Consider the following 13216-nt stretch of genomic DNA (forward strand, 5'->3'; position numbering starts at 1 on the left):
CGATTGTTGGCTTTTCGAGTTTCGAACGCCCTGAGCCTGCGAAGGACCAAGGGTGGTCCGGTCCACCCGCCCGGTCCCCGTTGCTTCGCAGGGTCCCGGCATTCGCCGCCTTTTATCGTGCCAGTGGGACGGTGAATTCGCCTCCGGCGGACTCACCCGACAGGGGAGAAGGAAAAATCAGCAGGGGCCGTCCTCGACGACGCGGTAGTCGGCGGCACGGGCCTCGCAGGCGTTGGGAAAGGTGCGCAGCTCGCCATGGCGGCGGGCGCAGACCGGGGCGTATTCGCGCGTGCAGAATGTCGGCTCTTCGCCGCCACCACCGCCGTCGCGGCAAGGGCCGTCGCGAACGATGCGGTAGCCTTCCCGTTCGGCAAGGCAGGCATTGGCGAAGGTCTGGCGGTCACCGCCGCGCCGCGCGCAGACCGGCTCGTATTGCCTGGTGCAGAATTCCGGTTCCGGCCGTGGCGGGCGCGGACGTGGTCCCGGCCCGTCATCGACGACGACGGTGCAGGCCGCAAGAAGACCCGACAGGAAGAGAATAATAAAACCCTGGCGCGAGAAGATCGTCGCAAGAAATCTCATGAATATGCCTCCCTCGAGCCCCCCGTCCCCGGCGCAAAACGCGCCTGCCGATCCTCGCCATTCCCTTGCCAAATGCAACCCCCGTTTGCGGCGCGGGAGCCATGCGATGCCCGGCCCGCGCATTGCTTTGGCCCTGGACCAGACCGCTGGACCATGCGTGGCCGGGCTCTGGCTGATGAACTCTTAAGAACCCAGGTTTATCGAAGCGCCTTCGTTGGGATGCGTCGATGGACGCGGCCCGCGGCGCTATCTTGCAACGATCACGTTTCCGTGCGATAAATTTTGTGTTCGGGCATTTGCGACCCGGAGAGCGGAACGTTTTGGACGACCTTTCCCCGATACTGTGAATCTCTGACGGCCCCGTTTTCGGCGGGGGGTTTTACCATGCGCAAATGCAGGACTGCCGAAGCAACCACCGGGACTTGCCCACGATGCCAGGCGGCGGGCAAACCACAAGACTGACACGGGTGAAGGAGTTTCCCCAATGGCCCAGACCGGCACCGTTAAATTCTTCAACGCGACCAAAGGCTTCGGCTTCATCACGCCCGACGGCGGCGCCAAGGATGTGTTCGTCCACATTTCCGCGATCGAGGCCTCGGGCCTGCGTACCCTCGTCGACGGCCAGAAGGTCACCTTCGACGTTGAACCCGACCGCATGGGCAAGGGTCCGAAGGCGGTCAACCTCCGCGCGGCCTGAACCGGCGGTGCCCGCGCGCCCGTCAGGGCGCTCGAAAAAGCACCTAAAGCGTGTTTGAACCGGCTTTGTCAGCCGTCCAGAGTTTCGAAGGCGCGACGTTTCCCGTTGCGCCTTTTTCATGACCGCCGTCGCCGGAGGCAAAGGACGCTTTATCGGTCAATGCCGGGGCTGATCGCCGGAGCAATCGTCTGGCGCGAATTGCCTTCGGTGCCACGATCTATTTGACCAGCCTTCAGCGTTGCCGCCGTCGCCAAAACTTTCTCTTGCCGATAGCGCTAAAATAAAGGACAAATTTCCCTTCGGGCATTTGCCGGCCCGAAACTGGACTTTATGGGATCAAAGGGAGCTTCCCATGCCGCAGACCGGCACCGTCAAATTCTTCAATCATGCCAAAGGCTTCGGCTTCATTACGCCCGACGACGGGCAGAAGGATGTCTTCGTTCATATTTCGGCCGTGCAGGCTTCGGGTCTTTCCGGTCTGGAGGATGGACAGAAAGTGACATTCGACACCGAGCCGGACAAGCGCGGCAAGGGTCCGAAGGCCGTCAACCTGTCGGTCGGCTAAGCCGGCTCAAGACAGTCCGGACGGAGATTGACGAGGCGGAGCGCCTTGCGTACGCGCTTGGTTTTGCCGCAAGAACTGGATCGTATCAGCCAATTCCGTTCAGCCCCCGTTCAGCCACGGTCTTCTATTAATCGTCCCCTAGGCTGGACCGCATCCCCGAAAACTATCCGGGCCGGCACGAAGGAGACCAAAATGAATCGCATTTTCAAGACCGCCATCCTGGGCGCCGCTCTGGCCGCGACCACCCTCGCCACCTTGCCTGCCGCCAATGCCAAGGACTGGAACCGCTGGCATCATGGCCATGGTCGTCATCATAATGGCGACGCGCTTGCGGCCGGTGTCGTCGGCCTTGCGGCCGGCGCTCTGATCGCCGGTGCGCTGAGCAACCCGCAGCCGCGCTACAGCAGCTATGACGACGATTACGACTACCGCGAAGTGCGGCCGGCGCCGGTGCGCCGTTACTATGCCGAACCGCGGGTCGTCTATGCCGACCGCTATGCCGAGCCGTGGACCCGCGACTGGTACGAATACTGCTCGGACCGCTACCGGAGCTTCAATGCCCGCAGCGGCACGTTCACCGGCAATGACGGTGAGCAGCATTTCTGCGTCGCGAATTGAGCTTCCCTGTCCCACAAAAAGCGCTGACCGCAAGGCCAGCGCTTTTTTTCTTGGCAGAAAGACATCGCTAAGTCAGGAAGGGATTGGTCCGCCTTTCCTCGCCAAAGCGGCCACCCGGGCCGTGGCCGCAGATGAAGCCGATCTCGTCACCGAGCGGCAAAAGCTTGTCCTTGATCGAGGCGATCAGCGCCGCATGGTCGCCGCCCGGCAGGTCGGTGCGCCCGACCGAGCCGCGAAACAGCACGTCGCCGACATGAGCGAACTTCGCCGCGCGATTGTAGTATACGACATGGCCGGGCGCATGGCCGGGGCAGTGCAGCACCTCGAACATATGTGAGCCGAACGAAACCGTCTCGCCCTCTGCGAGAAACCGGTCGGGCACGCAGTTGCGCGCCCCGGCAATGCCGTAGCGCTGGCCCTGGTTCTCGAGATTGTCGAGCAATAGCTTGTCGGCTTCGTGCGGGCCGATGATCTCGATGCCGAGTGCTTCCTTCAGCTCCATGGCGCCGCCGGCGTGATCGATGTGGCCATGGGTGATCCAGATCGCAGCGGCGGTGATCGCATTGTCCTTCAGCACCGCCAGCACCTTGTCGATGTCGCCGCCCGGATCGACGACGACGCCATGCTTGTCATCCATGTCGAACAGGATGGTGCAGTTCTGCTGGAAAGGCGTGACCGGCACGATGCCGGCATTGAGCTGACCCATGATTGTCCTTTCGCTGTTCCAGCGTGATGTAGAGGCGCGGGCGAAGGCCGTCCACTGCTGAAAGGCAAACAGTCCGTCCTAAAACAGAAATGGGCGGCCCAACGGCCGCCCATTTGACGAAGCCTGAGTCTCGAGCAATTCCAGGAAAAGTGTAAAGCGGTTTTCCGTCCGGAATTGCGTAAAACAACAAACTAGATCATTCGCCGTGAAACGGTGAATGATCTAGAGGCTTACTTCTTCATCGCGCCCATGACCGCACCGATGATGCCGGTCAGGATGGCGCCGCCGCCGGCGCCGCCGAGCAGGTTTTTGAGGTTCAGCGTATCACCCAATCCGCCCGCTGCCGTGGCAGCCGCTGCCGGGTCGGCCGTACCGCCGAGCAGGCTGCCGAGGATCGCCGCGCCGCCGACGCCGCCAACGGCGCCGCCGAGGATTTTGGTCAGCTGGCCCATCGCCGCATTCTTCAGCGCAACGCCGACCGCCTGACCACCGACAACACCTGCAATTACCTGCACAACGAGCGCAATGAGCGTATTCGTATCCATGTACCTAGTCCCTCCATAGCTGCCAGCCTCCCGGGCCGACACCATCATGAGACGCTGAATTATACGAAAGTCAAATGCACAGATGCTGAAATAAAGGGGCCGGCCTCAAAACCGCCCCTGCTTGCGAAAAAAGCTGTGACTTTCGTTATTCTGCGGCTATCGCATGCTTAGGTTGCACCGCAGCAGAATAGTCGTTCATCAAAGTCTTGGCGATCTCGCCGACCTCGAATCGGTAGGGACCGATCTCGGAGACCGGCGTCACTTCCGCTGCCGTTCCGGTGAGGAAGCACTGTTCCAAGCCTTCGAGTTCCTCAGGCATGATGGCGCGCTCGACGACTTCAAGGCCGCGGTCCTTGGCGAGGCCGATGACGGTGCGGCGGGTGATGCCGTCGAGGAAGCAATCGGGCTTCGGCGTGTGGATCTTGCCATCCTTGACGAAGAAGATGTTGGCGCCCGTTGCTTCGGCGACCTGGCCGCGCCAGTCGAGCATCATGGCATCGGCATAGCCCTTGGCCTCGGCGGCATGCTTGGACATGGTGCAGATCATGTAGAGGCCGGCGGCCTTCGACTTCGACGGCGCGGTGCGCGGATCGGGCCGGCGCCATTCCGCCAGATCGAGACGGATGCCCTTGAGCTTCTGCGCCGGGTCGAAATAGCTCGGCCATTGCCAGATGGCGATGGCGCAGTTGATGCGGCTGTTCTGCGCCGACACGCCCATCTGTTCGCTGCCGCGCCAGGCGATCGGCCTGACATAGGCATCCTGGAAACCCTGCTTCTTCAGAAGCGTGGTCGAGGCGTCATTGAGCTCGGCCACGGAATAGGGAATATTGAAGCCGAGCAGGCGCGCCGATTCATGCAGACGCTCGGTGTGCTCATTGAGCTTGAAGATGGCACCGCCATAGGCGCGCTCGCCCTCGAAGACGGCGCTGGCATAGTGCAGGCCGTGGGTCAGCACGTGGATCTTGGCGTCGGCCCATTTGACGAACTCGCCGTTGATCCAGATGAAGCCGTCCAGTTGGTCGAAGGGAACGGATGCCATGGAAACCTCCCGCGGGCGGCGACCCGCATATCATTGGTGTTGTTTTTGTTGCGCGACAGCCGCGTCGGGCGGCCCTTGAAGCGTAAGCGGAGAATCGAACTCTGGCAAACTCAGGAAGTTCCGGAAAAACCGCACTCCCTTGCCTTTTCGTTCGCAATCCGCCCAAAAGCTTGCCAAAAATTACCATTGCAGGGGAATTACGTCAATAGTACTGACATATTTCCCTCTATGGACGGAGAAATGATGACGGATCGAAGCCCAGCTGCCGGAAAACCGATCAAGACGCCGATCACCGACGAGGACGGCATCGACTTCGCCATCATCGAACTGTTCTTCTTTGCGTATCGCGATTTCACTTCCGATCCGGACCAGATCCTGGCCGATTACGGCTTTGGCCGCGCCCATCACCGGGTGCTGCATTTCGTCAACCGCCGGCCGGGACTGACGGTCGCCGAACTGCTCGACGTGCTCAAGATCACCAAGCAGAGCCTGGCGCGGGTGCTCAAGCAGTTGATCGACACCGACCATATCGTGCAATTGCAGGGTCCGCGCGACCGCCGCCAGCGGGAGCTCTATCCGACAGCCAAGGGGCGCGCCCTGGCGCTGGCCCTGGCGCGGCCACAGTCACGCCGCATCCGTGCTGCATTGGAAGATTCCGGAGCCAGCGAGCGTCCCTTGATCGAACGATTCCTGGAAGCCATGGTCAATCCGGAACTAAGGGCGCAGATCGACATTGTGCCTGCAAACATGTCAGGGAAAAGCCATGGAGACCATTGAGAGGGTGGACCAGCCGACGGCGCCGGACGATGACGCGCCGCATCTGCTTGTGGTCGACGACGACACCCGCATTCGCAATTTGCTCAAGCAGTATCTGACCGAAAATGGTTTTCGCGTCACAGTCGCCGGAAATGCCGGCGAGGCCAGGCGAAAGCTTGCAGGACTCGACTTCGACCTCCTTGTCCTCGACGTCATGATGCCCGGAGAGACCGGCGTCGACCTCACCAAGGCGCTGCGGGCGGAGAAGAACGTACCGATCCTGATGCTCACCGCGCTATCGGAAACCGACAGCCGCATCACTGGGCTCGAGGCCGGCGCCGACGACTATCTGCCCAAGCCCTTCGACCCGCGCGAACTGATCCTGCGCATCAACAACATCCTGCGCCGCGGCGGCCCGGCGACGACGCCCAAGGTCGAGCAGCTGGTCTTCGGCCCCTACACCTTCCAGATCGCCAGGCGCGAGCTGAAGCGGGGCGGCGAGGCTCTGAAGCTGACCGACCGCGAGCAGGAGATCCTGGCGATCTTTGCCGCGCGGGCCGGCGAAACCATCCCGCGCCATGAGCTTGTCGGCGACGATTCGGAAGTCGGCGAGCGCACCATCGACGTTCAGATCAACCGGCTGCGCCGCAAGATCGAGCGCGATCCGTCCAATCCGGTCTGGCTGCAGACGGTGCGCGGTATTGGGTATCGGCTCAGCGTGGAATAGAATGCCGCTGACGGCCGCCCTTTGGCCATAGATATGTGGCCATCGACCAGCGGCCATTGACCCAGCGGAAGGATAAATGGCGACCACGCAACTGGAACGGCCGGAACAAGGCGGCTTTGGCGCGCGCGTATCACGCGCGCTGAAAGCAATGCCGCGTGCCTGGAAGCGGTTCTGGCGGCTGGTTGCGTTCTATATGCCCAAGCGGCTTTATGCCCGCTCGCTGATCATCGTCATCGCGCCGATGATCCTTCTGCAGTCGGTCGTCGCCTTCGACTTCATGGAACGCCACTGGGCAACCGTGACGCAGCGCCTGTCGCAGGCCACCGTGCGCGACATCGCCGCGATCATCGACATGATCGAGACCTATCCGCATGATGGCGACTACGCCAACATCATCCGCATCGCCCAGGACCGCATGCAGTTGAAGGTCGACCTCTTGCCGCCCGACCCGTTGCCGGCGCCTGGACCCAAGCCCTTCTTCTCGATCCTTGACGACGTCCTTTCCACCGAGATCACCCGCCAGATCAACCGCCCGTTCTGGATCGACACGGTCGGCAATTCCAACATCGTCGAGGTCCGCATCCAGCTCGAGGGCAAGGTGCTGCGCGTCTTCGTGCGCCGCAGCCAGGCCTATGCCTCCAACACCCACATCTTCCTGATCTGGATGGTCGGGACGTCGCTGGTGCTGCTGACGATCGCCATCCCCTTCCTTCGCAACCAGATCCGGCCGATCCTGTCTCTGGCCGAGGCCGCCGAAAGCTTCGGCAAGGGCCGGCAGATGCCGCGCGATTTCCGCCCACGCGGCGCCGAGGAGGTTCGACGGGCCGGCTTTGCCTTCATCCAGATGCGCGAGCGCATCGAACGCCAGCTGGAACAGCGCACCGCCATGCTGACCGGCGTCAGCCACGATCTCAGAACCATCCTCACCCGCTTCAAGCTGCAGCTGGCGCTGGCTGGCGGCAAGCCCGAGACCAAGGCCGCGCTCAACCAGGACATCGACGACATGCAGTCGATGCTGGAAGGCTATATCGCCTTTGCCCGCGGCGAAGCGTCGGAAGATGCCGGCCATTTCGATCTCGAGGCCTATTTCCAAAAGCTCGGCGAGGAGGCGTCGCTGCACAAGCGCAAGCTATCGACCGTGCTTGCCGGTGATCCGGACGTGCATGTGCGCCCGCACGCTTTCGCCCGGCTGTTGTCCAATGTCGCCGGCAATGCCTTGCGCTATGCCAAGACGGTGGAGATCAGCGCCGATCACGGCCGCGGCTCACTCGTCGTCACCATCGACGATGACGGTCCGGGCATCCCGCCGGAAAAGCGCGAGGACGTGTTCAAACCGTTCGTGCGGCTCGACGAGGCGCGCAACCTCGACGCCAGCGGCACCGGCCTTGGTCTCTCTATCGCCCGCGATATTGCCCGCAGCCATGGCGGCGACATCATGCTGGAAGACAGCCCGCTCGGCGGCCTGCGGGCGGTGATCAAGGTGCCCGCCTGACCAAAGCATGATCTGGAAGGCGGGCTCGGCCAAAAACCACCTTCATCCGCCCGTCATGAAACCATGGTCAAGAGCGCGCATGAAGCGCGCGACCTCAGTTGATTCGGCTCAGCCGCCTTACTTCGACCTCGTGCATGCCCGGGTGCGGTGGAGCGAAGCGAGGGCAGCCGGCCCGTACCGCTATCGCATCAAGGCAACCGTCGACCCGAGCAAAGGACCGCCATGCGCATCCTGATGGTCACCGACGCCTGGCGGCCGCAAGTCAACGGCGTCGTCCACACGCTGGAGCGGCTCACCGAAACGCTGAAAACCTTCGACGTTGCGGTCGACTTCCTGACCCCGAACATCTTTCGCACCTTGCCGTTGCCGACCTACCCCGACATCAGGCTGGCGCTGACCACGCCCGGTCATGTCGCGCGGCTGATCGAGGCTCGCAAGGCCGACCATATCCATATCGTCACCGAAGGCCCGCTCGGCATCATGGCGCGGCGCTATTGCCGCAATGCTGGCCGTCCCTTTACCACCAGCTATCACACCCGCTTTCCCGAATATCTCAGCGCCCGCCTGCCGGTGCCGGAGAGCTGGGCCTATCGCTGGCTGCGTGATTTCCACAATTCGGGACAAGGCACGCTGGTCGCCACCCAGTCGCTGGCGGAGGACCTTGCGTCGCGAGGCTTCACCAAGCTCAGGCCGTGGACGCGGGGCGTCGACACCGATCACTTCCGCCCGGACAAGAAGAAGGACCTCGGCTTTCCCGGCCCGGTATTCCTGTGCGTCGGCCGCGTCGCCATCGAGAAGAACCTGAGCGCCTTCCTCGATCTCGACCTGCCCGGCAGCAAGGTGATCGTCGGCGAAGGACCGGAACTGGCTAGGCTCAGGGCGAAGTACCCGCAGGCGCACTTCCTCGGCCATCGCCCGAACGATGAGCTGGCCGAGATCTACGCCTCGGCTGATGTTTTCGTTTTCCCCAGCCGCACCGACACGTTCGGCAACGTCATCATCGAGGCGCTGGCCAGCGGCACGCCGGTGGCCGCCTATCCGGTCACCGGACCGATCGACATTGTCGGCGACGGCATCGGCGGCGCGGTGTCGACCGATCTGCGCGAGGCCTCGCTCGCCGCGCTCAATGTCGACCGCGCCGAGGCGCGCGAACGCGCCATGCGCTACAGCTGGAAAGCCTGCGCCGAAATGTTCATGGACACGGTCGAAGAGGCGCTGAGCACAAGGCGCAAGCTGGCCGCCTGACGCAATCTTCCTAAAACAACCTGCCGCCGTCCGGCACCTTGCGCTCGATGGCGCCAAGGACCACGGCGCCTTCCTCATCAGGGAAGCCGAGCGTGAGCACTTCCGACATGAACGGACCGATCTGGCGCGGCGGGAAATTCACCACCGCAAACACCTGCCGTCCCACCAGCGTTTCCGGCGCATAGTATTTCGTGATCTGTGCCGAGGATTTCTTCACGCCGATCTCAGGGCCGAAATCGATCTTCAGCTTGAAGGCGGGTTTGCGCGCCTCGGGGAAAGGCTCGGCCTCGACGATCGTGCCGGCACGGATGTCGACACGATCAAAATCGGCAAAGCTGATCTCGGGCTTGCGCGCGCTGCTCGAACTCATGGAAGCTCAAGCGTTGCCATAGGTCTCGAACAGGACGCCGGCCAGCGCATCCTTGGCCGAGGTTCCCGACCAGACAACGAACTGGAAGGCCTGGAAATAGCACTCGCAGGCTTCAAGCGCCGACGACAAAAGCACCTCGACCTGCTGGCTCGACGGTTCGACCCCGCCGGCGAGCAGCAGCGACTGGCGAAACATGATCGCGCCCTCCTGCTCCCAGAGATCGAAATGGCCAAACAGCATCTGCTCGTTGATCAGCGACAAAAGCCGCATCACTTCCAGCGCGCGGGCTTCCGGCACCTTGATGTCGAAAGCACAGGCCAGATGCAGCGCCTCGAAATCCTCCATCCATGAGAAGGAGACGTGATAGTCGGTCCAGCTGCCGGCAACCGAGATCGAGATTTCGTCATCGCCGGCCCGTTCGAAGGACCAGTCATTGTTATGGGCGACCTGCTCGATGACATCCACCGGATGGATTTCGCGGGAGAATTCGAGTTCGAGAAGTTCCATGGAATGCTTCCTGTGTTCAGGGGAGCGCCACACGCTCCGCGGGGCACACACGACGAACAATCTTGTCTTGAACTCGGACGGCCAGGACTTCACGACACAAAGACCCCGGACCGGACCCCACCGCCCGGCCGCATGACCCTGCTCCGAATCATGCAACAAATTCAGTCTATTGATCGGGAGTCGCGTGAACAGCCTAATTTTTCGCACTGCGTCATCAGCATGTGGAAAGGCGCTGTCACAAAGATTCATGCATCGCCGGTAAACGATTCACGGCAAAGCATTTTTTCGGATTGTGCTTTGTGGAAAAGTTCAAATTTTATTTTTTTGCTTTGGGCTTTGCCGCAGCCACAGGTGCGGCCTGTCCGGTCAATTCGGCAAGCCTGGCCTCGAGCGCATCGATGCGGGCGGCCAGCCTGGTGTTTTCTTCGCGGGCCTTGGCAGCCATGTCGCGGGCAGCCTCGAACTCCTCGCGCTGCACCACATCCATGGTGTTGAGGATGCGCTCGGCCTGCCCCTTGAAGGCAGTCTCCACCTCGCGGCGCACGCCTTGTGCGGCACCCGCGGCATCGGTCATCAGCTTGGCGAATTCATCGAGAATGCGGTTCGGTCCGGTCGACATGGCAAATCCTCGCTTGCTGGAATTGACGTAGTGGCACTGCCTGCGGAATGCAAGAACGTTGAAGCTGGTGCGGCTTCATGTCGGACGCGATTTGGCTCACGGTCCGGCCGACAGATTGCTATTATCGCAAATGGATTCTTGGAACGACGGTTGCCGTGACGGACAGTGCGGACTTGGAGAAGCGCTTTGCAGCACTCGATGCAGCACTCGCAAAGGGCATTTCGGATGCCAGTGCGGGCCGGGTCTAGCCTGGCGACGAGGTGCTGGACAGGCTTGAAGCCAAATACAGGGCAATGGCAGAGAGAACCAAGTGAAGTTACTGGTCTTCACAGACCAGCGGCCTAGTTTTCCTCACGACTTGCTCCAGGCAAGAGTCACTCTCATTCAGGATCAACCAATGGCAACGCCCCCGCGCCGACCGACCAATCCGATGGAAGCCGCTGAAGCGGCCTTCAAGCCGGTCAAGAAACCCGCGCCTCCCATTCGCGAACCCTCCGCCGCACCAAACGTTCGCGAGCTTGTCTCGATCAGGATCGATCGCGCCGTGCTCGACCATTTCCAGGAAGATGGCCCCGGCTGGCAAGACAGGATCAACGATGCGCTCAGGCAATTGGTCGCCGGCAAGCCGCAGGGTTGAGCCCATTATCTCTGACGATCAGGCTGTCGTCACCTTGCCTTGACCCCGCCAAAACCCTGCCGCATGGTCCGCGCCCTAACGCGAGCCCTCCCAGGAGATCCTGTTGAACGACTATTTCCCGCTGCCGATGGCGTCGCTGTCCTTCCCCAACATCGACCCGATCCTGGTTCAGATCGGCCCGCTGGCTGTGCACTGGTACGGCATCGGCTATATCGTCGGCATCCTGTTCGCCTGGTGGTACGCCAAGCGGCTCGTCACCAACACAAGGCTGTGGCCTGATGGCGTCTTGCCGATGAAGCCGATCGACCTCGACGATTTCATCGTCTGGGCCGCCGTCGGCGTCGTGCTCGGCGGACGCACCGGCTATGTGCTTTTCTACGATTTAAAGCGCTATATCGACCACCCGCTCGACATCTTCGCCGTCTGGCAGGGCGGCATGTCGTTCCATGGCGGCCTGCTTGGCGTCATCCTCGCCATGACGCTGTTTTCCCTCAAGCGCGGCATCCGCACCTGGACGCTGTTCGACGTGGTGGCAGCCGGCGTGCCGGTCGGGCTCGGCCTCGTCCGCATCGCGAACTTCGTCAATGCCGAACTCTGGGGTCGCGTGACCGACGTGTCGTGGGGCGTCGTCTTCTGCAACGAGCGTCTCCAGCAGACCGTGGCGGGTTGTGTCGCGGGCCTGGAGCCTCGCCATCCGAGCCAGCTCTACGAAGCGCTGCTCGAGGGCGCGGTGCTGTTCCTGGTCCTGCGCTTCCTCACCCATTCGCGGCTGAAGCTGAAGACGCCGCGCTTTGTCGGCGGCGCCTTCATTTGCGGCTACGGCCTGTCACGCATCTTCGTCGAGTTCTTCCGCGAGCCCGACCAGCAGCTCGGCTACCTCCTCGGCGGCTGGCTCACCATGGGCATGGTGCTGTCGCTGCCGATGGTGCTGGCCGGCATCTGGGCGATGGCCACAGCCAAACCGGCGCCGCAACCACAGCCGGCATGACACGGCTGAAGACCCGCATCGTCGACCTGATCGGCGCGCTCGGCCCCCTCCCGGTCAACGAGTACATGGCGCTCTGCCTGTTCGATCCCAGCGACGGCTACTACACCACGCGCGAGCCGTTCGGCGCCGCCGGCGACTTCGTCACCGCACCCGAGATCAGCCAAATGTTCGGCGAACTCGTCGCCGTCTGGCTCTATCAGGCCTGGCTGGCGATCGGCCGACCCCTGCCGGTCACCATCGCGGAGATCGGGCCTGGCCGCGGCACGCTGATGAAGGACATGCTTCGCACCCTGACGCGGCTCGATCCGGCTATCGCCGCCGGAGCATCCTTCGCTCTGGTCGAGACCAGTCCGCGGCTGACTGAAATCCAGAAGCAGACGCTTGCCGAAACTTCGGTTGAGCTCGGCTGGCACGAAACCATCGCCACACTACCGCAGGCGCCGTTGCTGATTGTCGGCAACGAATTGTTCGACGCTGTGCCGATCCGCCAGTTCATCCGCGCCGGCGCCGGCTGGCGCGAACGGGTGATCGGCCTCGATGTCTCAGACGAGTTGAGCTTCTTCGCCGGCGCCGGCTCGGTCGAGGCGACGCTGCTGCCGGAAGACGCCGCCGAGGCGCCACAAGGCTCTATTTTCGAAATAGCACCGGCCCGCGCGGCACTGATGGCGACCATTGCCGAACGCATAGCCGACCACGGCGGCGCCGGGCTGTTCCCCGATTACGGCCATCTCCAGCCCGGTTTCGGCGACACATTGCAGGCCGTGCGCAGGCACGCCCCCGAAGATGTGCTGGCCAATCCCGGCGAAGCCGATCTCACCGCCCATGTCGACTTCGCGGCACTGGCCGCCGTCGTGCGGGCGCATGGCCTCGATGTGGAATTGGCGACGCAGGGCGACTTTCTGCTTGGCATGGGATTGCTTGAGCGAGCTGGCCAGTTGGGCAGCCAGGCAAGCCAAGAGGCACGACAAACCATTGCCGATGCCGTCGAGCGCCTGGCCGGACCCGACGGCATGGGCACGCTGTTCAAAATCCTGAAAATCCTGCCGCATCAGCCAGTCTGACCCTCGGAGATCGTTACAAGCCGTCCCGCCATGTCGCTTGTGGTCGCATGCCTGCTTTTGGC

At 62.5% G+C, this 13216-nt stretch carries 17 protein-coding genes; 10 read left to right on the forward strand and 7 right to left on the reverse strand.

Translation table 11 applies throughout. The features are described from left to right. Positions 1-177: 177 nt before the first annotated feature. Complete coding sequence (locus NKI46_RS00375; protein ID WP_023695788.1) at positions 178-582, reverse strand: Kazal-type serine protease inhibitor domain-containing protein; 405 nt, start codon at positions 580-582, stop codon at positions 178-180. A gap of 484 nt (positions 583-1066) precedes the next feature. Between NKI46_RS00375 and NKI46_RS00380 the strand changes: the two genes are divergently transcribed. From NKI46_RS00380 to NKI46_RS00390, 3 genes are all read left to right on the forward strand, one after another. Then, positions 1067-1279: a cold-shock protein gene (locus NKI46_RS00380; protein WP_006202520.1), complete on the forward strand. Its 213-nt coding sequence runs from the start codon at positions 1067-1069 to the stop codon at positions 1277-1279. Positions 1280-1631: 352 nt separating this feature from the next. Further along, entirely contained in the window at positions 1632-1844 is a 213-nt protein-coding gene (locus NKI46_RS00385) for a cold-shock protein (protein WP_023672019.1), read from the forward strand. A 192-nt stretch (positions 1845-2036) separates the two neighbouring features. Continuing rightward, entirely contained in the window at positions 2037-2462 is a 426-nt protein-coding gene (locus tag NKI46_RS00390) for a BA14K family protein (protein WP_023672020.1), read from the forward strand. A gap of 67 nt (positions 2463-2529) precedes the next feature. Here the strand turns inward: NKI46_RS00390 and NKI46_RS00395 are convergent, their stop codons facing one another. The 3 genes from NKI46_RS00395 to NKI46_RS00405 form a co-directional block, all read right to left on the reverse strand. Next, on the reverse strand, positions 2530-3168 hold the full coding sequence (locus NKI46_RS00395) for an MBL fold metallo-hydrolase (protein WP_023683724.1): 639 nt from the start codon (positions 3166-3168) through the stop codon (positions 2530-2532). Between the two features lie 230 nt (positions 3169-3398). Next, positions 3399-3713, reverse strand: coding sequence for a hypothetical protein (locus NKI46_RS00400; protein ID WP_023672022.1), 315 nt, complete (start codon positions 3711-3713; stop codon positions 3399-3401). Between the two features lie 145 nt (positions 3714-3858). Then, entirely contained in the window at positions 3859-4752 is an 894-nt protein-coding gene (locus NKI46_RS00405) for a branched-chain amino acid aminotransferase (protein WP_023695790.1), read from the reverse strand. 243 nt (positions 4753-4995) lie between these two features. Between NKI46_RS00405 and NKI46_RS00410 the strand changes: the two genes are divergently transcribed. The 4 genes from NKI46_RS00410 to NKI46_RS00425 all read left to right on the forward strand — a co-directional run bounded on the left by NKI46_RS00410 (position 4996) and on the right by NKI46_RS00425 (position 8972). Continuing rightward, complete coding sequence (locus NKI46_RS00410) at positions 4996-5529, forward strand: MarR family winged helix-turn-helix transcriptional regulator (RefSeq protein WP_023683723.1); 534 nt, start codon at positions 4996-4998, stop codon at positions 5527-5529. Beyond that, on the forward strand, positions 5516-6235 hold the full coding sequence (locus NKI46_RS00415; protein WP_023672025.1) for a response regulator: 720 nt from the start codon (positions 5516-5518) through the stop codon (positions 6233-6235). Before NKI46_RS00410 ends, NKI46_RS00415 begins: the two co-directional genes overlap by 14 nt. A gap of 76 nt (positions 6236-6311) precedes the next feature. Beyond that, positions 6312-7727 carry an ATP-binding protein gene (locus tag NKI46_RS00420; protein ID WP_352744246.1) on the forward strand — a complete coding sequence of 472 codons (1416 nt, stop codon included), beginning with the start codon at positions 6312-6314 and terminating at the stop codon, positions 7725-7727. 222 nt (positions 7728-7949) lie between these two features. Further along, on the forward strand, positions 7950-8972 hold the full coding sequence (locus NKI46_RS00425; RefSeq protein WP_023683722.1) for a glycosyltransferase family 4 protein: 1023 nt from the start codon (positions 7950-7952) through the stop codon (positions 8970-8972). A gap of 10 nt (positions 8973-8982) precedes the next feature. Here NKI46_RS00425 and NKI46_RS00430 read toward each other — a convergent pair whose 3' ends face one another. From NKI46_RS00430 to NKI46_RS00440, 3 genes are all read right to left on the reverse strand, one after another. Continuing rightward, on the reverse strand, positions 8983-9342 hold the full coding sequence (locus NKI46_RS00430; RefSeq protein ID WP_023672028.1) for a tRNA-binding protein: 360 nt from the start codon (positions 9340-9342) through the stop codon (positions 8983-8985). Between the two features lie 6 nt (positions 9343-9348). Next, positions 9349-9849 carry a type III secretion system chaperone family protein gene (locus NKI46_RS00435; protein WP_006202532.1) on the reverse strand — a complete coding sequence of 167 codons (501 nt, stop codon included), beginning with the start codon at positions 9847-9849 and terminating at the stop codon, positions 9349-9351. 316 nt (positions 9850-10165) lie between these two features. Beyond that, positions 10166-10468 (reverse strand): accessory factor UbiK family protein, encoded by a 303-nt coding sequence (locus NKI46_RS00440; RefSeq protein ID WP_023672029.1) that lies wholly within the window; start codon positions 10466-10468, stop codon positions 10166-10168. A gap of 397 nt (positions 10469-10865) precedes the next feature. Here NKI46_RS00440 and NKI46_RS00445 point away from each other — a divergent pair, with 397 nt between their 5' ends. The 3 genes from NKI46_RS00445 to NKI46_RS00455 all read left to right on the forward strand — a co-directional run bounded on the left by NKI46_RS00445 (position 10866) and on the right by NKI46_RS00455 (position 13154). Then, positions 10866-11105 carry a BrnA antitoxin family protein gene (locus tag NKI46_RS00445; RefSeq protein ID WP_023683720.1) on the forward strand — a complete coding sequence of 80 codons (240 nt, stop codon included), beginning with the start codon at positions 10866-10868 and terminating at the stop codon, positions 11103-11105. A gap of 103 nt (positions 11106-11208) precedes the next feature. Beyond that, complete coding sequence (gene lgt, locus NKI46_RS00450) at positions 11209-12093, forward strand: prolipoprotein diacylglyceryl transferase (protein WP_023672032.1); 885 nt, start codon at positions 11209-11211, stop codon at positions 12091-12093. After that, complete coding sequence (locus NKI46_RS00455) at positions 12090-13154, forward strand: class I SAM-dependent methyltransferase (RefSeq protein ID WP_352744249.1); 1065 nt, start codon at positions 12090-12092, stop codon at positions 13152-13154. The genes lgt and NKI46_RS00455 overlap by 4 nt, the downstream gene beginning before the upstream one ends. The last annotated feature ends 62 nt before the right edge of the window (positions 13155-13216 follow it).

Origin of the sequence: Mesorhizobium sp. M0615, assembly GCF_040320805.1 — a bacterium.
Taxonomy (GTDB): domain Bacteria; phylum Pseudomonadota; class Alphaproteobacteria; order Rhizobiales; family Rhizobiaceae; genus Mesorhizobium.